This window comes from Streptomyces sp. NPDC087844, from assembly GCF_044742785.1.
Classification (GTDB): Bacteria; Actinomycetota; Actinomycetes; order Streptomycetales; family Streptomycetaceae; genus Streptomyces.
This window is the reverse complement of the sequence record NZ_JBIUVD010000021.1, coordinates 16,182-39,243: the sequence shown is the minus strand read 5'-3', so window position 1 is coordinate 39,243 and position 23,062 is coordinate 16,182. Positions and strand designations below refer to the sequence as shown.

At 71.2% G+C, this 23,062-nt stretch carries 20 protein-coding genes; 12 read left to right on the top strand and 8 right to left on the bottom strand.

All coding sequences use genetic code 11. The annotated features are described in order from the left end of the window. Positions 1-2: 2 nt before the first annotated feature. The 6 genes from ACIOKD_RS32035 to ACIOKD_RS32010 form a co-directional block, all read right to left on the bottom strand. On the bottom strand, positions 3-275 hold the full coding sequence (locus ACIOKD_RS32035) for a hypothetical protein (RefSeq protein WP_402090954.1): 273 nt from the start codon (positions 273-275) through the stop codon (positions 3-5). Between the two features lie 34 nt (positions 276-309). Next, positions 310-1,710, bottom strand: coding sequence for an FAD-dependent oxidoreductase (locus ACIOKD_RS32030; RefSeq protein ID WP_402090952.1), 1,401 nt, complete (start codon positions 1,708-1,710; stop codon positions 310-312). A gap of 162 nt (positions 1,711-1,872) precedes the next feature. After that, the gene (locus ACIOKD_RS32025; RefSeq protein ID WP_402090950.1) at positions 1,873-3,135 is read right to left on the bottom strand and encodes a DUF6545 domain-containing protein; all 1,263 of its coding nucleotides are present in this window, start codon (positions 3,133-3,135) and stop codon (positions 1,873-1,875) included. A 30-nt stretch (positions 3,136-3,165) separates the two neighbouring features. Then, positions 3,166-4,362, bottom strand: coding sequence for an MAB_1171c family putative transporter (locus ACIOKD_RS32020; protein ID WP_402090948.1), 1,197 nt, complete (start codon positions 4,360-4,362; stop codon positions 3,166-3,168). A 3-nt stretch (positions 4,363-4,365) separates the two neighbouring features. Further along, positions 4,366-4,905 carry a toxin-antitoxin system, toxin component gene (locus tag ACIOKD_RS32015; RefSeq protein WP_402090946.1) on the bottom strand — a complete coding sequence of 180 codons (540 nt, stop codon included), beginning with the start codon at positions 4,903-4,905 and terminating at the stop codon, positions 4,366-4,368. Between the two features lie 710 nt (positions 4,906-5,615). After that, on the bottom strand, positions 5,616-7,700 hold the full coding sequence (locus tag ACIOKD_RS32010) for a DUF1996 domain-containing protein (protein WP_402091228.1): 2,085 nt from the start codon (positions 7,698-7,700) through the stop codon (positions 5,616-5,618). 764 nt (positions 7,701-8,464) lie between these two features. Here ACIOKD_RS32010 and ACIOKD_RS32005 point away from each other — a divergent pair. Continuing rightward, entirely contained in the window at positions 8,465-8,701 is a 237-nt protein-coding gene (locus tag ACIOKD_RS32005; protein ID WP_402090944.1) for a DUF6296 family protein, read from the top strand. A gap of 212 nt (positions 8,702-8,913) precedes the next feature. After that, a complete protein-coding gene (locus ACIOKD_RS32000) occupies positions 8,914-11,718 on the top strand; it encodes a SpoIIE family protein phosphatase (RefSeq protein WP_402090942.1) in 2,805 nt (934 codons plus the stop codon). Between the two features lie 321 nt (positions 11,719-12,039). On the opposite strand, the gene ACIOKD_RS31995 is transcribed toward ACIOKD_RS32000, so the two are convergent. Further along, positions 12,040-12,468, bottom strand: a complete 429-nt coding sequence (locus tag ACIOKD_RS31995; protein WP_402090940.1) for a helix-turn-helix transcriptional regulator — start codon at positions 12,466-12,468, stop codon at positions 12,040-12,042. Positions 12,469-12,600: 132 nt separating this feature from the next. On the opposite strand from ACIOKD_RS31995, the gene ACIOKD_RS31990 reads away from it, so the two are divergent. From ACIOKD_RS31990 to ACIOKD_RS31965, 6 genes are all read left to right on the top strand, one after another. Beyond that, complete coding sequence (locus ACIOKD_RS31990; protein ID WP_402090938.1) at positions 12,601-13,422, top strand: ANTAR domain-containing protein; 822 nt, start codon at positions 12,601-12,603, stop codon at positions 13,420-13,422. A gap of 301 nt (positions 13,423-13,723) precedes the next feature. Continuing rightward, positions 13,724-13,972: a hypothetical protein gene (locus ACIOKD_RS31985; RefSeq protein ID WP_402090936.1), complete on the top strand. Its 249-nt coding sequence runs from the start codon at positions 13,724-13,726 to the stop codon at positions 13,970-13,972. Between the two features lie 92 nt (positions 13,973-14,064). Then, a complete protein-coding gene (locus tag ACIOKD_RS31980; protein ID WP_402090934.1) occupies positions 14,065-14,274 on the top strand; it encodes a heavy-metal-associated domain-containing protein in 210 nt (69 codons plus the stop codon). 168 nt (positions 14,275-14,442) lie between these two features. Next, positions 14,443-16,293, top strand: coding sequence for a hypothetical protein (locus ACIOKD_RS31975; RefSeq protein WP_402090933.1), 1,851 nt, complete (start codon positions 14,443-14,445; stop codon positions 16,291-16,293). 38 nt (positions 16,294-16,331) lie between these two features. After that, positions 16,332-16,745 carry a hypothetical protein gene (locus ACIOKD_RS31970; RefSeq protein WP_402090931.1) on the top strand — a complete coding sequence of 138 codons (414 nt, stop codon included), beginning with the start codon at positions 16,332-16,334 and terminating at the stop codon, positions 16,743-16,745. A gap of 31 nt (positions 16,746-16,776) precedes the next feature. Beyond that, positions 16,777-17,553: a hypothetical protein gene (locus ACIOKD_RS31965; protein WP_402090929.1), complete on the top strand. Its 777-nt coding sequence runs from the start codon at positions 16,777-16,779 to the stop codon at positions 17,551-17,553. A 40-nt stretch (positions 17,554-17,593) separates the two neighbouring features. Here ACIOKD_RS31965 and ACIOKD_RS31960 read toward each other — a convergent pair whose 3' ends face one another. After that, positions 17,594-18,631, bottom strand: a complete 1,038-nt coding sequence (locus ACIOKD_RS31960) for a LacI family DNA-binding transcriptional regulator (protein WP_402090927.1) — start codon at positions 18,629-18,631, stop codon at positions 17,594-17,596. Between the two features lie 112 nt (positions 18,632-18,743). Between ACIOKD_RS31960 and ACIOKD_RS31955 the strand changes: the two genes are divergently transcribed. The 4 genes from ACIOKD_RS31955 to ACIOKD_RS31940 all read left to right on the top strand — a co-directional run bounded on the left by ACIOKD_RS31955 (position 18,744) and on the right by ACIOKD_RS31940 (position 22,981). Next, positions 18,744-19,901 carry a Gfo/Idh/MocA family protein gene (locus tag ACIOKD_RS31955; RefSeq protein ID WP_402090926.1) on the top strand — a complete coding sequence of 386 codons (1,158 nt, stop codon included), beginning with the start codon at positions 18,744-18,746 and terminating at the stop codon, positions 19,899-19,901. 73 nt (positions 19,902-19,974) lie between these two features. Then, positions 19,975-20,661: a formylglycine-generating enzyme family protein gene (locus tag ACIOKD_RS31950; protein WP_402090924.1), complete on the top strand. Its 687-nt coding sequence runs from the start codon at positions 19,975-19,977 to the stop codon at positions 20,659-20,661. Positions 20,662-20,788: 127 nt separating this feature from the next. Beyond that, complete coding sequence (gene sthA, locus ACIOKD_RS31945; RefSeq protein WP_402090922.1) at positions 20,789-22,192, top strand: Si-specific NAD(P)(+) transhydrogenase; 1,404 nt, start codon at positions 20,789-20,791, stop codon at positions 22,190-22,192. Positions 22,193-22,360: 168 nt separating this feature from the next. Continuing rightward, on the top strand, positions 22,361-22,981 hold the full coding sequence (locus ACIOKD_RS31940) for an L-threonylcarbamoyladenylate synthase (protein ID WP_402090920.1): 621 nt from the start codon (positions 22,361-22,363) through the stop codon (positions 22,979-22,981). Positions 22,982-23,062: the final 81 nt, after the last annotated feature.

Below are 23,062 nucleotides of genomic sequence, written 5' to 3'. Positions count from 1 at the left end.
CGTCAGATGCACGTCCGAACGAGCCACTCGTCGTCGTTGTACGCGTTTCGCGCGGGGTCCAGGACCGTGGCCGGCCTCTCCTCGACGGTGTCCGCGAGACGGACCCTCCCCGGCAGTGAACCGAAGCGCGCACGGCGTGCCACCTCGGCGACGTCCGGAACCCGAACCTTCTCACCCTGCGCCATCCCGGCCTCCTGTGTCGCGGAGTTGCTCGACGCCGCCCACACGGCGTCACCTGTTTGACTGGTGACGAATTCTCCCAGAGGGGTCGTCACCAGTCAAGGGAGTGACGGTGGACGGAGGAGGAGCTCAGGAGGTGGTGGCGGCCCCGCGCTCGCGGTCCGTCAGCGGCGGGCCCCCGAGGTGCGGCTTCTTGCGGCCGAGGCAGACCAGGGCGAGCATGTCGGGCATCAGGAGCCGGGAGGGCGGCTTCTCCATGCTCATCACGTCCAGCAGGATGCGCAGGGCGCGAGGATTCCTCGATCCGGCGTCGACCGCCCTGTCCACAAAGGCGGCCAGAGCCCTTTCCAGCCGGGTGGGGGGCTCGTCACTGGCGCCCGGGTAGAAGATGTCCTGGCCCACGGCCAGGCTCCAGGCGTTCTCGACCGGACGCGCCGCGCTCTTCTGGACGCGCCGGGCCGTGCCGGGCGTGCGGAGGTCCTGGCGTTCCAGGATGCGGCGCAGCGCGACGACGCTCTGCGCGGCGGCGCTCAGCCCGTGACCGTAGACGGGGTTGTAGCCGGCGACCGCCTCACCGAGCACGGCGAAGCCGTCGGGCCAGCGCGCGGCCTTCTCGTAGTAGCGCCGCCGGTTGGCCGTGCTGCGGGTGGTGACGACGTCCGTCTCGGGCTCGGCACCGGCGAGGAGTTCACCGATGACGGGGTGCGGCAGACCGAGCGCGAAGGGCACGAACTCCGCGTTGTCGGCGCTCGGCCGGCCACCCCTGGTTCCGGCGAGCGTCACCAGCCAACGGCCGCCCTCGATGGGGGTGATGATGCCGCCCCTGCCGGGGTGCCTGCGGGGGTCCGCCTGGACGTTGACGATCGGGAAGCCGTCGGCGGTCGTGCCGGGGGCACGGTAGATCCGGCTGGCGTAACCGAAGCCGGCGTCGACCGTGCGTTCCGGCACCGGCGGGAGCCCCAGGTCCCGCAGCCAGTTGGGGGCCCGGCTGCCCCGGCCACTGGCGTCGATCACCAGGTCGGCCGGGAGCGTGCTTTCGGTGTCCGCCGCACGTATTCGGACGCCGGACACACGGCGGGCGCCGCCTTCCAGGGACAGCAGTTCGGTCTCCTGGCGCAGGGTGACCCGGTGGTCCGTCAGCACTCGGTCGCGGATCACCGCGTCCAGCAGGTCACGGCTGCACAGAAGGCTGATGTGGCCGCCATGGGTGAAACGGCGGAACCACTGCCCCGAGGGAGCCTTGGACACCAGGTCGGCCATGACGGGTGTTCTCCGGGCGCCACGGTCGACGAGCTGGTCGATGATGCCCGGCAGGAGCTCATCGAGGGCCTTGACGCCACCGGACCACAGGACGTGTGCGTGCCGGGCCTGTGGCAGGCCCTTGCGTGGCCGTGGGCCGTCCGGCAGAAGGTCCCGTTCGATGATCGTGACGTCCGCGTGGTGGGCGAGCACCGACGCGGCGAGCATGCCCGTCATGCCCCCTCCGACGACGATCGCGCCGCGCCGGGGGGTGGACTTCGTGTCGGACATGGGTGTGGGCCCTCTCTGTTGACCGGCGTCGGCGCATGACTGCGGCACGCGGGGCGCGCGGGTACGGGTGATCGCTGTGCGGAGCGCGGGAACCGGGGTGTCCTCCGGTCCGGCCGCCCGTTGATCGAACCATGAGCGGGCCGACCGGCCACCTCGGACCCGTCAGGCCCTGTCGTGGTCGTGATCGCGGTTGTGATCGCGGTCTCGGTCTCGGTCTCGGTCGTCGTGGCCCTGGCGTGCTTTCTGCCGGGACGCCCGCTGCCGGGCCTCGGCGACGACGGGCGAGGACGACAGGGCCCGGGCCAGCTGCACCATCAGATGAGGCTGCGCCACCGACCGCAGCCGGCCCACGTCCGAGGGGAGTTCGGCGTCGGGGCCCACGGAGACATGCACCCTGGCCGCCGCGAGCATGGCCGCCTCGGCCACGATCTCCGCGTGTTCCAGCGCCACCGCCCTGCGGACCTCGTTGTCGAGGTAGGGCGAGCACACCAGCACTCCGTCCAGGATCGTGATCTCCTGCTGCACCAGGCGCACCACGGGAAGGTCCCACCAGTGGGTGTCGGCCACCGGTGTCCGCAGGTCGCGCAGCTCAAGCCAGAGCGGCCGGAGCAGCCGATACCGCCGCCAGGCGCGGAAGTTGTCCGCGGTAGAGGGGCCGACGCGCGGCAGCGCGAAGCCGGCGGCGACGGTGACGCCCGCGACCGCCACGAGGGGCGGTGAGAGGCTCGTGGAGAGGAAGTCCCAGTCGAGGCCGCCCCAACGGGCGCCGATGGCGAGGTACTTGGCGATCTGGTACGACAGGTCGAAGAGCACGCCGACGACGATCAGCGTCAGGCCCTTGCGCGTGAGGTCCCGCACCTTCCGCAGCCAGGCCAGGCACATGCCCGCGAGGGCGGCGGTCGCCGCGGTGTGGGCCACCAGGTACAGCAGGATCATCTCCCGCATGTACGGCGTCCTGGCGTAGTACGTGTCCAGGTCCCTGGTCCGTTCCACGGGTACGTCGGCCAGGGCGAAGAGCGTGACGATCCCGATGATCACGAGTCCGTAGACGCACACCACGAGAAGGGACGCGCGGGCGACGCGCTCGGGCTCTCCGCCCCTCCAGGCGATCATCAGGACGAGGTAGCAGGCACTGAGCGCGGACATCCCCGAATAGACCAGCGGTGCGGAGAAGTTGGCGATGCCGGTGAGGTCGTTGACGACACCGATGGTGGGAGGCGCGGACAGGATGCACACGAGCGCGCCGATGAGCAGGACCGAGATGCTCGCGGCCATCAGGGGGTCGCGCCAGGCTCCCCGCATGGCCGGCAGATTGAGTACGGCCGTGACGAGAAGGATCACGCCAGGGATGTAGAAGACGACGTCCACGACTTCACCGGCCTTCCGCGGCCACGGAGGGCTGTGCTTGTACGTGCATGTGTACATGTATGTGTATGTGTATGTGGGTCATGTGGGTCATGTGGGGGACTTCTCACCGTCCTCTGCCGGGACGGCGGTTCCGCTCTCCCGGGCCGCCGCGACGATCGGGGACGAACGCAGCGCCACCGACACGCCCAGGGGCGCGGTACGCACCGCGCTGATCTCGGAGTGGTCGGGGAGGACACAGGAGCCGACGGGCAGGCCCCGGCCGGCCGCGCGGACCGCGGCGGCGACCATCGCCGCATGGCCGATACGGGCGGCCTCGTCGTCGGTGTGGCCCGCGGCGACCGCCGCGGCCCGCGCGCGCGTACGGACCCCGGTGTCGAACCACGGCGCCACGAGGCTCAGCCCGTCCTGGATGCCCGCCTCACGCCGGGTGAGGCGGACCTGGGGAGACGAGTACCACGGGATGGGACCGGCGAGCGGTGTACGGGGCGAGGCGCGTCCGAGTTCGCGCCACAGGGAGCGGAGCTCGCGGTAGGTCTTCGCCGCCCGCCAGTTGGCGACCGCCCAGGGGCCCACGAGGGGCACCAGGAATCCGACGGTGGCGCAGGGCGCGGACAGCGCGGAGAGGAGCGGCGCCAGGGTCGTGCTGAGGGCTCCCCAGTCCTGGCCGGCCCAGCGCGCCGCCACCGCGGCCATCTTGAAGCCGCTGAAGGCCAGGTTCAGCAGCCAGCCGAGGACGAGGATCCACAGACCGGCCCGCAGCCATCCGCTCACCTGGAGCGCCCAGCGCCAGCACAGCACCGTCGTGACGAGCGCGGCGGTCATGTGGGCGACCAGGTAGAGCACGATCATCTCGCGGATGAACGGGGTCGTCGCGTAGTAGGTGTCGAAGTCCGTGTGCCGGTCCACCGGAGCGTCGCCGAGGGCGAAGAGGACGACCAGCATGACGACGACCAGGGTGTACCCGGCCTGCCAGCGCCGCGAGACACTGCGTACGTGTTCGGGCGGGCCCCCGCGCCAGTGGACGATGAGCAGCAGACAGGCCGCGCTGAAGGCGCTGATGATGCCGTACACCAGCGGGCTGGAGAAGTTGGCCGTGCCGGTGGTCTCGTTGACGGCGGTGATCGTGGGCGGGGCGGCGAAGAAGAAGCCGGCGCCGCCGAGAGCGATCACGAGGCAGACGGACCGTACGAGCGGGTCGCGCCAGTCCTTGACCAGGCCCGGCAGTTTGACGGCGAGACCGATCAGCGTGGCGACGGCCGGTATGTAGTAGTCCGAGGAATCCACTGCTCAGACCTGTGGCCGGCGCTGTCCAAGCGACGCACCGATCCGGCCGGCGATCTTGCCGCGGTCCATGGCGGCGCTGTCGGATTCGCCCTCCAGCCAGACACGGAAGCGGGTGACCGCCAGTAGTCCGAACCGCTCGGCGTCCGCCTCCTCGCGCCGGTCGAACTCGGTGCGGGCGGCCACCTTGCGTACCGGCTCCTGCAGTTCGGGGAGTTCGGCGCCGGTCGAGACCATGTGGGCCGCCACCGCCTTGCCCACGACGTGGTTGCCGCAGTCCCCCTTGAGCATGTGCCACACCTCGTGGAAGAAGATCGCCAGCTGGTGCAGGGGCGTCGCCCGCCTGTCCACCACGATGAGGTCGTAGGCGGGGAGGTCGAGCCACAGTCCGCTGGCGGTCTGGTGCGGGAACTCCTCCTTCACCAGCCGGACCTCACGGCCTCTCAGCTCGCTCACGGCCTCGACCAGCGCGGCGAACAGGACGTCGGGGTCCGTGGGCACGGGCAGTGTCAGCCCGTCGACCAGCTGACCGATCAGATTCCGCATCTCTCTGGCTTTGCCTGTGCGCACTGCTCTCCCCGCGAACCTCAGCACGGGCACCGTCGCACGGCGTCCGCCGAATCCCACCCTGCCTGCCGTACATCCGGTCGAAGGCGTTCGGCGGTCGTGCGGAGGACGGGCCCGGGGCGACGCCCTCGGTACTGACCACCGGCACGGGCTCCAGCGCACCCAACTCGGTAGGCAAATATGTCAAACGAGAGCCGTGTCGGCCACACCGAGCCGGAAGAAGTACGCGCAAGGCAGCGATCTGAAATACCGAACAAACCCGACATGCACTGGTCTGGCCCTGGCGCATCCGTTGCGCTCACCGCGCCCTCCCTTCCGGCAGCGGAACGTCGGCCGCCCGCCGCGCCCGCCGGGCCGCCCGGCACGGCCGCCCTGCTCGGCCGGCATCGTCCCTGCTCGCAGGGGGTGTTCTCCGGCTGTACGCGATGCGTCGCGAGTGCTGTCCGTCCCCCGGCCCTGTGCGGTTCACACTTCCTCGCCCTTCGGGAAGGTCTTGATCCAGTCACTCGTCGCCGCGTGTGCCGCAGCTCACGGAGCGCACGGCCCCGGCTGGTCTCCCCCGTCCAGCCGGGGCTTTTCGCTGTGCACGCTCAGGCCGCGGCCCACGCCGTATGCCGCACGCACGGAGGGCGGTCGGACCCGCCTGCGCAGGTCCGACCGCCCTCCGTGAGGTGTGTGCGACAGTGCCGCTACCTCGACCTGCTGCTGATGCGGCGCAGCAGCACGAAGCCGGCGATCACCAGCAGACCTCCGGCCGCGGCCGGCCACAGGCTCGTACCGGTTTCCGCGAGTCCGCCCGTGACCGTCTGCGGGGCGGCCACGCCGCCCGCGTCCTCGGGTTCGGGGCCGGGCACGGCGCCGCCGGTGTCCGCGCCGTCGGCGGCCTCGCTCCGGGTCGCCGACGGTGACGTGGCCGCCTTGGGCTCGGCGTCGCCCTTGCCCTGGTCGTTCTTGCCCTTGTCGGCGCCGCCCGCGGCCCCGGTCGCCCCGGTGTTGCCGGCCGACGGCTTCGCGGTGTTCTCGCCGCCGTTGTCCGCGGGGGCCTCGCTCTGGCCGTCGTCCCCGGGCTCGTCGTCGCCCGGCTGCTCGGTACCGGGCTGCTCGGTGCCCGGCTCGTCGTCGCCCGGCTGCTCGTTGCCCTCGGTCGGGTCCGGGGCCGGAGTGGTCGCCGGCGGGTCGGTCGGCTCCTCGCCGCCACCGCCGTTACCGCCGCCTCCGTTACCGCCACCATTGCCGCCGCCGTTACCGCCGCCGTTGCCGCCGTCATCGGCGCCGTCGCACTTACGGCCCTCGTTGATGCAGTCCACCATCTCCCCCATCAGCGCCTCGTCGAAGACGTTGATGAAGTCGCCGTGGTCGGTGACCGGCTTGTGGAGCTGCTCGGGGAAGGAGTCCACCGCGAAGAACGGCTTCGCCTTGCCGCCGTCGGCCACGCTGGGCGCGTCGACGTCGTAGACGATGCGTTGCACCAGCTGCGGAATGGCCTTGAAGTCGTTCGCGCAGCTGCCGTCGGCGGCCGCGAAGGCCACGTGCGTGCGGTGGTTGGCGCTGTCGATGTTCCGGCCGTCCCAGCAGCTCTGGAACTTGAAGGTGCGCACCACGTCACTGCCCTGCGGGCAGAGGGGGTACTTGTCCTTCAGTTGCCGGTCCTCGAAGCCGGTACAGCTCCACGACGCGTTGGCGTTGGTGGGGCCGTTGACGAACGCCTTGGCGTCACCGGTGATGATGCGCAGCAGCTTCGGCATGGCCGTGACCTCGCCGCGCGGGCTGCCCTCGAACGACATCGTGGCCGCCTTGGGCCTGATGATCTCGCCGGCGTTGCCCTCGATGCCACCGCCCGGAGAGGCGGCGTCCTTCTCCTCGGCGCCGTTCTGCAGCCGCAGCACGGGCCAGAAGTACGAGGACTTGTCGCCCTCGTCCTCGCAGGACGTCTCGGCGTTCGCCAGGTCCTCGTCGCTCGCGAAGGCGTCGTTGGACTGGTTGCCGACGTAGTCGTGGAAGTGGTGGGCGCCGTTGCTGACACCGGGGGCCACGATCACGTTGTCCGAGTTGAACAGCCCGTTCTCGTTCACCCCGCACTTGGTGACGAAGGAGCCCTTGGAGGCGTTGCCCTGGGCGGCCGGCTTCGACACGTTCGGCTGGACGGTGGAGATGTCCACGAAGTCGGCTGCCACGGGACCGTTTCCGGCCTGGCCGCCGTTGCCGGGAGGCTGCTCACCCTGCCCCTGCTCGCCGCCCTGGTCCTGACCCTGGTCCTGGTCCTGACCGTCGCCCTGACCCTGGTCCTGGCCGTCCTGACCGGCGCCGTCATCGGCATCGCCGTCCTGGGCGTCGCCGTTCTCTTCGCCGTCCTGCCCGTTCTCCTGCTCGTCCTGGTTGCCGGAGGCGCGGAGTATGCAGGGCGCGAAGGCGTCCAGCCCCTCGGGGCGGTCCCCCACGGCGTCGATGGCCGCCACGATGCGCTCGATGGTCGCCGCTCGCTTGTCCTTGAGCGGGTTCATGATCGAGTTCTGCGCGAAGGCGGCGTCCTGCTTGATCGCGTCCGCGGAACTCTGCAGCCGCTGATAGGCCTCGGCGATCTGCTTGTCCAGGAGGGCGAGTTGCTTGTCGACCTCCGTCTTGGATCCGTCCGGCACCGCGGCCAGCTCACTGCCGACATCCGGGCAGTCGATCGTGGCGGCACCCGAGGCAAGGACCTGGTCGGTCTGGCCCGAGGTGCTCTCGGAGGCAGTGGCGTAGACGTTCGCCGCTACCAGCCCACCTCCTCCCAGCATCAGCGCGACCGCCCCGATGGTCGCGCGTCGTGCGCCTGTTGGGCGTCTGCGCGTGTTGCGTCCCAAGGATCTACTCCTACGCTTCGTTGCCGACCGGCATGGCAATCCCCCGCTTCATACGGAGATGAAGCTCCGAGTGTTCAGACACATCTCGGATTCATAGAAACCTCTCATGAACCAGACGTTTGCGAGACCAGTGTCCGGGCAATCACGTTTTCCTGCGGTCTGGTTGGGGAAGGGCGTTCCGATGCGCTCCGCGAGGGCGCGCATGACAGCGTTTCCACCGGTTTGCGCCGGTCAAGTCGTCACTCGTGGCGGGTCTTTCCGACGGCCACGAAGGGGATACACCCTCACCTGCGGCGGCTTGCGCCGCTGTTGACGCGGGCGGGGTCCCGGCCCGCACCGGCCGCCGCGAACCTGATCGGGCGCCGTGCGCCGGTGTCGCGCGGGGGCCACGGCATCACGCGCAGGCGCCGCGTACACGACGCCACGTACAAGCGCCGCATCCCGGCCATCCCGGCATCTCGCGCGAGTGCCGCGCACCCCCGGGGCGCGCACTTGCACAGGGCGCTGGGCCCACAGCCCCCGTACATGCACACGACAGCCCCGCCGGTCGGGCGGGACCGGCAGGGGCGCGCACCGCGGCCGGTGCCCGACGCGGGCGGCCGGAGTCACGGACGCTCTGCCGACGACGGGATCCGGACGCATCATGGAAGTGGACGCGTTCGACCAGATCTGCGGCTAGAGCGTGCACGGAGGCCGTCATGCAAACCCCGGACCGCTACCGGCTGACCTTCGACCATGGGCGATCGGGCGGCGAGGCCGTCACGGACGAGGTGGTCGTGGAACGGACCACCTCCCTCGGACCGGGCGGCAACCCGGTCTACTGCGACCCCACCGGCATCCTGCGCGCCGAGATCAGCCGGGCGGGAGAAGTGCGGATGCTCGCCAGCGGCGGCTACCAGGCACCGCTGCCGCCCTCCGCCGAGCCGCTGCCCTGAGCGTCCCGGCCGCGCGCCGGAAGGGACGGCCCGAAGGGACGACCGGAAAGGACGGCCGGAAAGGGCGGCCGGGGGCGGAACGGGGCGTGTCGCCGACGCGGGCCCTTCGCCGGGTTTCCGCCAGAGGTCTGGGCCACCGGGCGCCGACCCCGCACCCGTCACCCCAAGGGCGCCCCTCGCCTCCTGGCCCCCGGCAGTGTAGACATGAGCATATGGTCCGATTCTTGGGTCGATCCTGGGCCCGGTCGACCTCCCGCCTCAGCAGCGGCCTGCGCGCGCGACGCGGGCGTGACCGCCCCGGCCGAGCACACGGGCGGCGGACAGCACAGGCGCCGCACCGGCCGCCCGGTCGGCAGGGAGCACGGAAGAACGGGTACCCGCCCGCGTCAGCGGGAGCACGGTCGGGGCTGGGCGGACGCAGCGTCGCCGGCCAGGTCTTCCTGCTGCAGGTGGCGATCGTGCTGCTGCTGGTCGTGGCCGCGGCCGGCGCCCTGGTGCTGCAGGTGCGCCACGACAGCACGACAGAGGCGCGGAACCGCTCCCTGGCCGTCGCCGAGACCTTCGCCAACGCTCCGGGCACCCGCGAGGCGCTGAGCGCCCCCGACCCCACGGCCGTGCTCCAGCCGCGTGCGGAGGCCGCCCGCGTGGGGTCCGAGGTCGACTTCGTCGTGGTCATGAACACCGACGGCATCCGCTACACCCACCCCAAGCCGGACCGGATCGGAAGGAAGTTCGTCGGCACCCTCGGTCCCGCGCTGGCAGGCAGATCCTTCACCGAGGAGATCACTGGGACCCTCGGCCCCCTGGTACAGGCCGTGGTGCCCATCAAGGCGGACGACGGCTCGGTCGTGGGTCTGGTGTCGGCGGGCATCACGACCGAGAACGTGGGAGGGGCCGGGGAGCGCCAGTTGCCCCTCCTCCTGACCGCCGCGGCCGCGGCCCTGGCACTGGCCCTGGGCGGCACGGCGCTGGTGAGCAGACGGCTGCTGCGCCAGACCCACGGCCTGGGACCGTTCGAGATGACCCGGATGTACGAGCACCACGACGCGGTGCTGCACGCCGTCCGGGAGGGCGTGCTCATCGTCGGCGGAGAGGGCCGGCTGCTGCTCGCCAACGACGAGGCGCACCGCCTGCTCGATCTCCCGGAGAACGCCGAGGGACGTCATGTCCTCGAACTCGGCCTGGACGCGGGCACCGGCGCCCTGCTGGCCTCGGGGCACGTCGTCACGGACGAGGTGCGCCTGGTCGGTGACCGGCTGCTGGCCATCAACCAGCGGCCCACGGACCTCAAGGGCGGCCCGGCGGGCAGTGTGGCCACGCTCCGCGACTCGACCGAGCTGCGCGCGCTGTCCGGCCGGGCCGAGGTGGCCCGGGAACACCTCGCGTTCCTGTACGACGCCGGGGTGGGCATCGGTACGACCCTGGACGTGACCCGTACCGCCGAGGAACTGGCGGAGGTGGCCGTCCCGCGGTTCGCGGACTTCGCCACGGTGGATCTGGCCGAGGCCGTGCTGAGCGGCGAGGAACCGGACGCGGGCACCTCGCTTCGCCGTACGGCGTTCAGCGGGATCCGCAAGGACGCCCCTCTGTATCCGGTGGGCGAGCGGATCGGATTCGTCGCCTCCACACCGCAGGCGCACAGCCTCGGCACCGGCGAGGCCGTGGTCGCGCCCGCGCTCAGGGAGGCGCACGGCTGGCTCGCCCAGGACCTGGAGCGCACCGCGCAGGTCGTGGAGTACGGGATCCACTCGCTGATCACGGTCCCCCTGCGGGCGGGACACCTGGTGATGGGGGTGGCGAACTTCTGGCGCTCGGAGAAACCCGAGCCGTTCGACGAGGAGGAGCTGGCCCTCGCCGAGGAGCTGGTCGCCCGGGCCGCGGTCTCCATCGACAACGCGCGCCGCTACACCCGCGAGCACACCATGGCCGAGGCCCTGCAGCGCAGCCTGCTGCCCCGCAATCTGCCCGAGCAGAGCGCCCTGGACATCTCCTACCGCTACCTTCCCGCCCAGGCGGGGGTGGGCGGCGACTGGTTCGACGTGCTGCCGCTGTCCGGCGCCCGGGTCGCGCTGGTCGTCGGCGACGTCGTGGGCCATGGCCTGCACGCGGCGGCCACCATGGGACGACTGCGCACGGCAGTGCACAACTTCTCCGCGCTGGACCTGCCGCCCGACGAACTGCTGGGTCTCCTCGACGAACTGGTCGGCCGGATCGACCAGGACGAGGCGACGGAGGACGGCAGCGCCGCGATCACCGGAGCCACCTGCCTGTACGCCGTCTACGACCCGACCACCCGGCAGTGCGCCGTGGCCCGGGCCGGCCACCCGCCGCCCGCGGTGGTCCGCCCGGACGGCGGTGTCGACTTCCCCGAGGTGCCCGCCGGACCGCCGCTCGGTGTCGGCGGTCTCCCCTTCGAGACGGCCGAGCTCAAACTGGAGGAGGGCAGCAGGCTCGTCCTGTACACGGACGGGCTCGTCGAGGACCGGGAACGGGACATCGACGTCGGCCTCGAACTCCTGCGGACCGCCCTGACCGGGGCCGACCGCTCCCCGGAGGACACCTGTCAGGCCGTCCTCGACGCCCTGCTACCGCCCCGCCCCAGCGACGACATCGCCCTGATCGTCGCGGGCACCCGGGCCCTCGGCGCCGACCGCATCGCCGCATGGCGGGTGCCGTCCGAGCCGGCGGCCGTCGGCGAGGTACGTGCCTCGGTCACCCGGCAGCTGGCGGAGTGGGACCTGGACGACCTGGCGTTCACGACGGAGCTGATCCTCAGCGAGCTGGTCACCAACGCGATCCGGTACGGCAACGGCCCCATCGAGGTCCGTATGCTCCTCGACCGCAGCCTGATCTGCGAGGTCTTCGACGGCAGCAACACCTCACCGCATCTGCGGTACGCGGCCTCGACGGACGAAGGCGGACGCGGTCTGTTCCTCGTCGCCCAGCTCACCGAGCGCTGGGGCACCCGCTACACCCCCGCGGGCAAGGTCATCTGGACGGAACAACCGCTCCCCTGAGCCGGACTCCTCCCGTGCCGTCGAGAAGCCGAACGAACTGCGGATGTGCAGGGAGGGCGATGTTCACGATGGTGATGCGGCGACGCCCGGGACGGCCGTTGGGATGCGGGCTCTCACGATGGCGCGTGGTGCCCGCCTCGCTCAGTCCTCGCCCCTGACGATGTTCCCCTCCGGCTCCGCCGAAGTGCGGCGGGTGTCCCTGTCGACTGTCGCCGGAAGGCAGAAACGTACGCCTCCCACCCGGCGGCGACGGGCCTGCGCCCAACCGGTCTCGGGGCGACGGACGGTTTCCTGTGTGCTGCCGTACGCGGTCACGACTCCTCACATTCCTTCCGCACCCCCTGTCCCCCTGGGGGCCGGGTCTGCGTCATGTCGCTGCCTTTTGTCCTCTACTGGTGCCGGGTCCCCCGCAGCGGTGCCCGGAAACCCGGCCGCATCCCGTTCGCGCCCGGCGTCGTGCTGCTCCAGCAGCGACAGCAGACCCGCGACCGACAGGCCTGCGTCGGCAGGGTGTCGCAGGATCGTCCCCGGCTCGATGCGGTATTCGTTGGTGCGCCCCTGCCGGGTGTGGGTGAGATAGCCCCCCTGCTCCAGATCAGAAATGATCTTCTGTACGGCACGCTCGGTCAGTCGGCAGCGCGCCGCGATGTCCCGGATGCGGGTGCTCTGGTTCTCGGAGATCGCGGCCAGCACCCGGGCGTGGTTGGTGAGGAACGTCCAGCCGGAATGTGTCTCAGCTACTTCACCCATGGACCACAGCATACGTCCTGCGATTCACGCATACCAAAGGGCGAAAGAATTTTCATGTATCTATTGACGTGTGAAAGTTGGGAGCGGAATCTGGAGGAGACAGTGACGGTGGATGCCCCGGGAGCGGCTGCCATGGCGGGATCAACGCTTTCCGCACAGGTCGGCGGTTCGTACACAGCCTTCCGCGGAGGGCCGCCCGGCCCCGCGCGAGAGCACGCCCCGACATCCCTGAAGATCGAGACGCACCGCGCCGGTGAGTGGATGACCGTGGTGGCGGCCGGCGAGATCGACATGGACACCTGCACGGCGCTGCGGCACTCCCTGTGCGAGGCCCTCGCCGACTCGGTGCGCGGTGTGCGCCTCGACCTGGCCGGGGTCGACTTCTGCGACTGCTCCGGGCTCGACGTCCTGCTGCTCGTCCGGCGGTTCGCGTCGGCGGACGGCAAGGCGGTCGTCATGCGGTGCGCGAGTCGCGCCGTCGAGCGGCTGCTCGCCCTCACGGACACCGCGTCACTGTTCAGGCCCGTGAGCGACGCCGACCGTGACATCGCCCACGGGTACGGGAGCCCGCGTAACGGCACGAAGCACAGCACCATGGAGGAGAGATCGTTGTCCGGTGACACCACGGACGCCCTTGACATCGTCGACACCACCGACGCCGAGCACAGTCTGCGCGTCGAAGTCGTCCAGTTGAAGCGCGCCATGCAGACGCGGCCGGTCATCGATCTGGCCCGCGGAGTCCTGATGGCATCGTTCGGGCTGAGTCCCGAGGACGCGTGGAGCGTACTGGTCACGGTCTCTCAGAACGCCAACATCAAGCTGCACCACCTCGCCGAGGACACGGTGGCCGCCGTCACGGGCGAGCCCCTGCCCGAGGCCCTGCGCCGGCAACTGTCCGTGGCGGTGGCCGAGCTCGCGGCACACCGCTCGGCGACCCGGGAATCGGAGCCGTGAACTCGGGAGACGTCTCGGCAGCCGTCCGGGCAGGCGCTTCGGCGGGCACCCGGTCGCCTCGAAGCGCCGTCAGCACCTCTGCCCCACAGTCGGTGCGGACGGCGCGCAGGGCGGGCGTCGGCCAGTTCGCCGGCAGGAGTTGGGGCGGTACCGGGTCGGTGACCATATGCCGTCGATGACCAGGTGCCGTACGACGGCCGCGAACGCGGCGAAACGGTCCGCCGGGTGTGCGGCGCGGGCCACGTGCGCCGGCAGGGAGTCGGCTGCCTCGGCCCAACCGTCGAGCGGCCGGAGCACCGCGGTGCCTGGGGGTGCGGCGCTGATCGTCGTGGCGGCCTCCGACTCCAGCGCGAGGTCGGCCAGTGCGTTGCGCGGGAACGGCTGCCCAAGGACCAACTGCGCGACCCGGCTCGACGGCGACCGTGGGCACTCCTTCGGCACCCTTCCCGCCGACGCCGACGCCGACCTGACCGCCGACCTGGACCGCGTCCCGACACGGCCGCACGGGGTGAGGAACGAACGCGCCTCCGCCGCGCGGGGATCATGCTGAACGCCCCTGTCGGCGGGCGCGTATGACTTCCCAAAACCGCTCCCACCGCAGGGGCGGCAGGTGCGAGCGCGCCGGGAAGAGACGAGGGATCGATGACCGAACAGCGTTACCACGTCATGGGTATGACCTGCGGCCGCTGCGCCGACAAGCTCGGGTCCGAGGTCGGCGGAGTCCTCGGTGTGAACGGCGTGCGCGTCGACATCGACACCGGGTCGGTGACCGTGACGGGTGAGGCGTTCGACGGCGCGAAGGTCTGCGCGGCCATCGCGGGAGCCGGTTTCGAGGTCGCCGCCGTGCTCTGACCCATGACTACCGCACGCACAGTGCGCCCTGTCCAGCTGAAAAGATGCCTTTCATCCTAACGAAGGGTATCTCCGCACGGACCGCACGAGCCGGGCTCCGCGTCCACTACCTTCCCTTCCCTGCGCACGCGCCCGCACATCAGGGCGTGTCAGGGACAGAGGAGCGACGTGGCCGGAGTGAGCCTCCCGGAACATCCGTACAACCGCACGGAGGCGACCCGGCTGCTGTGTGCCGGCACGTACCAGGACGCCGCCTTCCGCCGGCGGGTCATCGACGAACTGGTCGTGCACCAGGAGCGTCCCGTGGCCCCGCCGCTGGGGGTCGACGTGCTTCCCGTGCTGGCGCATGCGCTGCGGATCGCGCGGCAGGAGTGCCGCACCGCGGGGCTGATGCTGGCCGCCTGGCTGGGGTTCCTGCTGTCCGACGTGGTGATGTTCTGGGACAGCGTCGCCGACCGCTGGGGCGTCGGGGCCGAGGTCGGCCTCGGTGACGTGTTCACCGCGTTCTACGCGGGCGACGACCGGCTGACCGCCGGAATGCGCATGCCGTGGTCGCAGTTCTACGCGTTCGTGGCCCTCGGCCTCTGGTTCGCCCACTCCGTGCGCGCGCAGGGCGCCGACGGCCGCCAGGCGGGCCTGCCCGCTCCGGTGGCGAAGGCCGCCGCCGGTCTCGGCCTCGCGGTGACCCTGTGCGCCGTTCTGTTCGCCCTCTTCTACTGGTGCTGGTTCGTGGCCGGGGTGCTGGGCGGTGACGTACAGACGCCCTACCCGCTGCTCTTTCCGCTGCTCATCGCCCTGATCGCCTGGTGGCACGAGACGACTCAGCGCAGGGCCCTGTGCCGCTGGCTGTCCCGCTGGACGTTCCGGACGACGGCTCAACCGGACCTGCCCGCGGGCCCGTTGTACGAGGACCTGGTCGACAGCATCCGCCGCGAGCAGACAGCCGCGTTGACCCTGTACGAGCCGGACAGTCCCTTAGTCGGGATGGGCGCGCGCCGCCAGGCCTGGTCCTTCGCGATGGAACTGCGCAAGCGCCCCGGTCCGCCGAACGGGTCCGACGCCCCGGACACCGGCTCCCACTCCCCCGACGGCTCTCTGATTCCGCGCCAGGACCACGGCCCGCTCACCGCCGAGAGCGCACTCGCCATGATCGAGCCGCAGTTGGTGCGGCTGCGCGAGTCCGCCGCGCTCACCGGGAAGGACCGGCTGCGCGAGCTGGAGATCGACCGCTTCGTCTGTCTGCCCGGTGGTGTCGGCCGCGACGAACCGCTGCACCTGGGCGGCACCTCCGACGTGCACGCCGTACAGGCGGCCGGCCGGCGGAACGGTGACGGCCTGTCCGTCTACGACCCCGCCCAGGTCGCCGCCCACCTCGCGGAGGCCGTCGACGAGGGCGGCGAGGGGCGGCGCGTCTTCCTCCGTGTCCGCATCGGCGCCTGGCACGAGCAGGTCGTGGTGACCGTCCTGGTCCGTGTGCACACCCAGGGCGGCATGCTCGTGATGGAGGTCGTCCCGTACGTACTCGGCCCCGTCCGCAAGGACTTCAGGAGTGTGGACGCCCTCGTGGACCGGCTGCCCGAGAGCTGGGCGGGCGGTGCCGTACGCGCTCTCGGACACGGGCCCGCGACCGGTGTGAGCACCGCTCTCGGCGCGCTGAGGACCCTCGCCAGGGAGGTCGGCAGCAGCTGGTCCGACCGGGAGACGGACCCCGACGTGCCCCGTGTCTCGCTGCGCCAGCTGGCCGGCACGACCGGTCTCTCGCCGTATCAGGAGATGGACGTCACCCGGTACATCAAGACGGTCCAGGAGCGCATCGTGAACGGTATGCGTGAGGCGCTGCAGTCCCACGGCTACCGGACCGACCAGTTCGAACAGCACGTGTACCAGGTCAGTGGCGGAAGCGTCTTCGTCCAGGACATGTCCGGCGGCGCCGTCGCCACGGGCAGCCACGGCAACGCGACCGCGCACAACAACGCCCCCGCCGCGCCGAACGGCACGCCGCCGCGCACCGGCGTCTAGACACCGAACCCCGAACCCCGGCCCCGAGGAACCAGCACATGGACGACACAGGACGCCCCAACGGCGGCCGGCCCGCGCAGGACAGCGGATCCGGCAGCGTGCACATCGGCTCCATGAGCGGCGGTTCGATCGCCACCGGCAGCCACGGGCACGCGACGTCCGTCAACCGCACCGCGGCCGAGGCCGCCCTGCCGCACGAGGAGTTGCTCCGGGCCATTCGCGCCCTACGCGAGGCCCTGCCCGTCCGGGAGCGCAGCGCCGAGGACATGTCACTCGACGGTGAACTGGCGGACGCGGAGAGCGAGATCGTCCGCACCGGAGCGGCTCCCCCGGAGCGCCTCACCCGGCTGCTGGTGGGCGTACGGGGCTGGCTCGGATCACAGGCCGCGGCCGCGGGGGCCGTCGCCTCGGCCACGGCCGTCGTCCAGGGCATCGCCCAGCTCCTCGGATGACCGGCGCGACGGCGACAGGGAGGACCGCGGCATGAGGGTGTTCGACATCGAGCGGCAGGAGTGGGCCGGGTCCCGGCGCGAACGCCTCTTCCACACCGACCAGTACCTCGACGTACGACGGCAGAAGGTCGTCCGGCAGAAGACGGCGATCGTCCTCGCGGTGGCGGGCCTCACCTTCGGTGTCTGGGCCCTGGCCTGGAAGGACGAGCCGGAGCCCTACCGCGCCTTCACCGCCGCCCGGTCCGACACCCCGAAGGAGACCTCGGACGGGCCCGTGGACGGGTCCGAGGACGGCGCGCCGCCCGCTCAGCCCTCCGCCTCCCTGCCCGCGGGCTATGAGCCCTGGCAGGACGCGGAGGGGTTCCGGGTCGCGCTTCCGACGGGCTGGGAGCGCGACGCCCGGTCGTCGCAGTACGGCATCGACGTGATCGACTACCGCAGCCCGGACGGCACCCGACGGCTCCAGGTGTTCCAGCTGATGGAGACCTCCCCGTACGAGTCCTTGCAGGTCGCGCAGGTGGAGGCGCAGAAGCTCGACGGGTACGAGGCGCTCTCCCTCGCGGAGGTCACCGGTGGCGAGGAGCAGGCCGCCGAGCACGAGTACCGTACGGACGAGATCGCGGGCGAGCAGGGCGGCGGGACCCGGCACGTGATCGACCACCGCTTCGAGGCCGCCGACGGCGAGCGGTACGCGCTGGTCGCGTACGGCTCGGACGCCGACGGGCCGGACGACGAGCGGGAACTCGTGGACAACGCGCTGCGGTGGTTCTGCCCGCCGGGCACGCAGTGCGACACCCCTGCCGGCTGACGGACCGCCGCTCCTCGCCCCCAGCGGGTCGGCGAAGGCCTCAGGAGGGCGCCGCGGTCGTACCCCGCACTTCGAGGACGGGCGGGCTGAGGACGACCTGGCCGGGGCGGGCGGGGTCGGCGATCCGGTCGAGCAGGCACTGCGCGGCGCGGCGGCCGACGTCGTGGCCCGCGCTGTCCACGGTGGTGAGCCAGAGGTGCCGCAGCCGGGCGAGGTAGGTGTTGTCGTAGCCCACGAGTGAGAGGTCCCGGGGCACCTGGAGGCCGAGTTCCTCGGCGGCGGACAGCGCGCCGACGCAGGCGATGTCGTTGAAGGCGAACACGGCGGTGGGCCGCCGTTCGGCGCTGAGCAGCCGGACCGTGGCCCGGTAGCCGCCCTCCTCGGTGAGGTCGCCCTGTTCCACGACGGCCGTGTCGCCCAGCCCGTGCTCGCGCATGACGGTTGCGAAGCCGCGGCGGCGCAGTTCACCGACCATCCCCTGCCCGGCGATGTGGGCGATGCGGCGGTGGCCGAGCCCGATGAGGTGTTCGGTGGCCAGGCGGGCGCCGTACTCGTCGTCGTTGGCGACGATGTCCGCGCGGGGCAGCACCGGCTCACGGGCGCCCGCGACGACGGTCGGCAGCCGCCCGGCCGCCGTACGCAGCATCTCCGGATTGGGCAGTGTCCCGACCGCGATGAGCCCGTCGACCCGCAGGTCCGTGAACATCCGCGTGAGGTCCTCGCCGAGCCGCCGGTTCAGATGGCCGTCGGCCAGCAGCATGTGCAGGCCGTGGGCGTCCAGCAGGGAGTTGAGGCCTTCGAGCAGTTCCACGAACCAGGGGTTGCGCATGTCGTTCAGGAGCACGCCCACCATGGGGGTTCCCCCCGACCGGGCGTGGTCGAGGGCCTGCGGGTGGGCACGCCGCTCGCTGAGGCTGCGCGCGGCGGCGTTGGGCCGGTAGCCGAGCTCCTCGACGGCGGCCAGGACGGCTTTCCGCTTCTCGGGGCGCACCCGGTCGGAGCCGCGCAGCACGAGCGAGACCAGGGATTTCGACACTCCGGCCCGTTCGGCCACATCGCGGATCGTCGGAGGTCTCATGACTTGGACCGTTCCATAGGCGCCGACGAAAAGTCAAAGGGGTTGACACCTGCTGTTACGAACTCCAGTGTGATCGGAAACCAATCTGGACCGATCCAACGTAGGGAAAGTCATGGGGAGTACGCTCGGCGTCGCCGTCGTGGGGTTCGGCTGGATGGGGCGGGTGCACACCCAGGCGTACGCGCGCGTGCCGCACCACTTCCCGGAGCTGTCCCTGCGGCCGGAACTGATCGCGGTCGCCGACGAGGTGCCCGGCCGGGCCGAGGAGGCCGCCGCGCGGTACGGGTTCGCCACGGCGGCCCGGGACTGGCGGGAGATCGCCGCCGATCCCCGGGTCCGGGCGGTGAGTGTCGCCGCTCCGAACTTCCTGCACCGCGAGATCGGCGTAGCCATGGCCGAGGCGGGCAAGCACCTCTGGATCGAGAAGCCGGTCGGTCTCACCGCCGACGACGCGCGGGCCGTGGCGGGCGCCGTCGCCAAGGCGGGCGTCCAGGGCACGGTCGGCTTCAACTACCGCAACGCGCCTGCCGTCGCGGCCGCCCGCGAGCTGATCGCCTCCGGCGAGATCGGCACCGTCACGCACGTCCGTATCCGCCTCTTCAGCGACTACGCCGCCCATCCCGACTCCGCCCTGACCTGGCGGTACGAGCGTGAGCGCGGCGGCAGCGGAGTACTCGGCGACCTCGCCTCGCACGGCGTGGACCTGGCCCGCTTCCTGCTGGGCGAGATCGCGTCGCTGACCGCAGACACGGCCGTCTTCGTCCCTGAGCGGGCCCGTCCCACCGGCGCCACCGCCGGCCACACCCGTTCCACCGGCGGCGAGTCGGGGCCGGTGGAGAACGAGGACTACGTGTCCTGTCTGCTGCGCTTCGCCTCCGGCGCCCGCGGTGTCCTGGAGGCCTGCCGGGTCTCGGTCGGCGAGCAGAACAACTACGGCTTCGAGATCCACGGCACCAAGGGCGCGGTCTCCTGGGACTTCCGTCGTATGGGTGAACTGAGTGTCAGCCGCGGCACCTCGTTCCAGGACCAGCCGGTCAGCACCTTGTACGTCGGTCCGGGGCACGGCGAGTACGCCGCGTTCCAGCCGGGCTCGGCCAACAGCATGGGCTACGACGATCTCAAGGTCGTCGAGGCGTACAACTTCCTGCGCTCCGTCGCCGAGGGCACCCCGTACGGCGCCACGCTGGACGACGCCGTCCACAGCGCAACAGCCCTGGACGCCATGGTCCGTTCCGCCGAGCACGGCACCTGGATGAGTCCAGGGGACTGAGTCTGGCATAAGCCCGCGGTACGTGCGCCCACGCGCCGTGGGCCCACCGGATCGTCAGTAGGATTGCCTGTTCATGGACACACGCCAGGTGTACGAGATGATCGCTGTCCCGCCGGGGCAGGTCACACTGTCGGACCGGCGGACGCGGCGCAGTTGGTCCGTCGAGCTCGCGCCCTACCGGCTCGGGGCCTTCCCGGTCACGCAGGCGCTGTACGGGCGGGTCTCGGGCAGGTGGCCGAGCAGCGCCGACGGGGACCGACTGCCCGTCGAGGGCGTCTCGTGGTGGGACGCGGTCCGGTTCTGCAACGCCCTGTCGCTGCGGGAGGGGCTCACCCCGGCCTACGCCTTCCGAGCCGACCGGGCGGGCGTCGACCGGGACGTCGACTGGGACAGGGCCGCCGACGGCTACCGCCTGCCCACGGAGGCCGAGTGGGAGCACGGCTGCCGTGCGGGTACGCCGGGGCCCCGGTACGGGCCGCTCGACGAGATCGCCTGGTACCGCGACAACTCCCAGGAGCGCGTCCACGACGTGGGCGGCAAACGGCCCAACCAGTGGGGCCTGCACGACATGCTGGGCAACGTCTGGGACTGGTGCTGGGACGTCTACGACGCCGAGGTCTACGGCGGGTACCGGGTGTTGCGCGGGGGCGGGTGGTTCGACGAGCACTGGAGTGTGCGCGCCAGCGCGCGGCGCCGCAGTCATCCGAGCTACCAGGTCGACGACGTGGGCTTCCGGGTCGCCCGGTCGGTGACGCACTGAGCCTCCGGCGGGCGGAGGTCGTATGTACGCTGCGGGCCCGCGGTACAAACACAACCCCACCCCCTCTCCCCCGCCCGGAGGGCAACTCACCCTTTCGGGGGACAGCCCCGGCTGACAGACTCTGCTGGTGCGCGACTTCGACTTCCTCGTCATCGGATCCGGCCCGGGCGGCCAGAAGGCCGCCATCGCCGCGGCAAAGCTCGGCCGCCGGGTCGCCGTCGTAGACCGCCCCGACATGGTCGGAGGGGTCTCCATCCACACCGGAACCATCCCCTCCAAGACTTTGCGCGAGGCGGTCCTCTATCTCACCGGTCTCACCCAACGGGACCTGTACGGCCAGAGCTACCGGCTGAAGGAGGACATCACCGTCGCCGACCTGACCGCGCGCACCCAGCACGTGGTCGGCCGCGAGGTCGACGTCATCCGCAACCAGCTGTCCCGCAACCACGTCTCCCTGTTCGCCGGCACCGGCCGCTTCGTGGACGACCACACCGTCGCCCTGCGCGAAGTGACCGGCAACGAGAAGCTGTTGACGGCGGACAACATCGTCATCGCGACCGGGACCAGGCCTGCCAGGCCCGCGACCGTCGAGTTCGACGAGCTGACGGTCCTGGACTCCGACAACGTTCTCAACCTGGAGCGGGTACCCCGTTCCATGGTCATCGTCGGGGCCGGCGTGATCGGCATGGAGTACGCCTCCATGTTCGCCGCCCTCGGCAGCAAGATCACCGTGGTCGAACAGCGCCCCGGGATGCTCGACTTCTGCGACGTCGAGGTGATCGAGTCGCTCAAGTACCACCTCAGGGACCTGGCCGTCACCTTCCGCTTCGGCGAGACGGTCGCCGCGGTCGAGCGCCACGCGCGGGGCACGCTCACCGTCCTGGAGAGCGGCAAGAAGATCCCCGCGGACGCCGTGATGTACTCCGCGGGCCGGCAGGGCCTCACCGACGACCTCGACCTGGACAAGGCAGGTCTGTCCGCCGACAGGCGCGGCCGGATCAAGGTGGACGAGCACTACCGCACCGAGGTGCCGCACATCTACGCGGTCGGCGATGTCATCGGCTTCCCGGCACTGGCGGCGACCTCGATGGAACAGGGGCGTACGGCGGCGTACCACGCGTGCGGCGAGCCGGTGGCCCGGATGCACGACCTCCAGCCGATCGGCATCTACACGATCCCGGAGATCAGCTTCATCGGGAAGACCGAGGACCAGCTCACCGAGGACCGCGTGCCGTTCGAGGTCGGCGTCTCCCGCTACCGCGAACTGGCCCGCGGACAGATCATCGGCGACTCGCACGGCATGCTCAAGCTGCTCGTCTCCCCCGACGACCGGAAGCTGCTCGGCGTGCACTGCTTCGGTACGGGTGCCACGGAGCTGATTCACATCGGGCAGTCGGTGATGGGCTGCGGCGGGACGGTCGACTATCTGGTCGACGCCGTCTTCAACTACCCGACGCTCGCGGAGTCCTACAAGGTCGCCGCGCTCGACGCCACGAACAAGATCCGGCAGCTCGATCGGCTCAGGGACTGATCGGGCGCGGACGCCTTCGCGGTGTACGGCACCGGGTGCGGTCGTGCGCCCGGTGCCGGCCCGTGGGGGTTGGTCGCGCCCCGCGGCGGAGCCGCACATGTCACAGCCCCGCGGCCCTGAAAAGCGGGCCTGCGTCGTCGGCGGGGGCCGTGGGCATAAGCTCGACGCGTGGCAAAGTACTTCGATGTTCATCCCGAGAACCCTCAAGCGCGGACCATCACCCAGGTCGCCGACTCCATTCGCGCGGGTGCGCTCGTCGTCTACCCCACGGACTCCTGCTTCGCGCTGGGGTGCCAGCTGGGCAGTCGTGACGGTATCGACCGGATCCGCTCCATCCGCCGGCTCGACGACCGCCACCACTTCACGCTGGTGTGCCAGAACTTCGCGCAGCTCGGCCAGTTCGTGCAGGTCGACAACGACGTGTTCCGTGCCGTCAAGGCTTCGACGCCCGGCAGTTACACCTTCATCCTCCCCGCGACCAGGGAGGTCCCGCGCAAGCTGCTCCACCCGAAGAAGAAGACGGTCGGGGTCCGCATCCCCGACCATGTGGTCGCCCAGGCCCTGCTCGCCGAGCTCGGTGAGCCGCTTCTGTCCAGCACCCTCCTCCTGCCCGACGAGGAGGAGCCGATGACCCAGGGCTGGGAGATCAAGGAGCGCCTCGACCACTCCGTCGACGCGGTCGTCGACTCCGGCGACTGCGGCACCGAGCCGACCACGGTCATCGACTTCTCCAGCGGCGAGGCCGAGATCGTCCGCAGGGGAGCCGGCGACGTCTCGCGGTTCGAGTGACCCGCGGCCCGGCCGCGGCGCGGCGCCGCCGCGGATCATGGTGCGGCGCCCGCCGAACTGTCAGCCGCCCGGTGTCGGCCT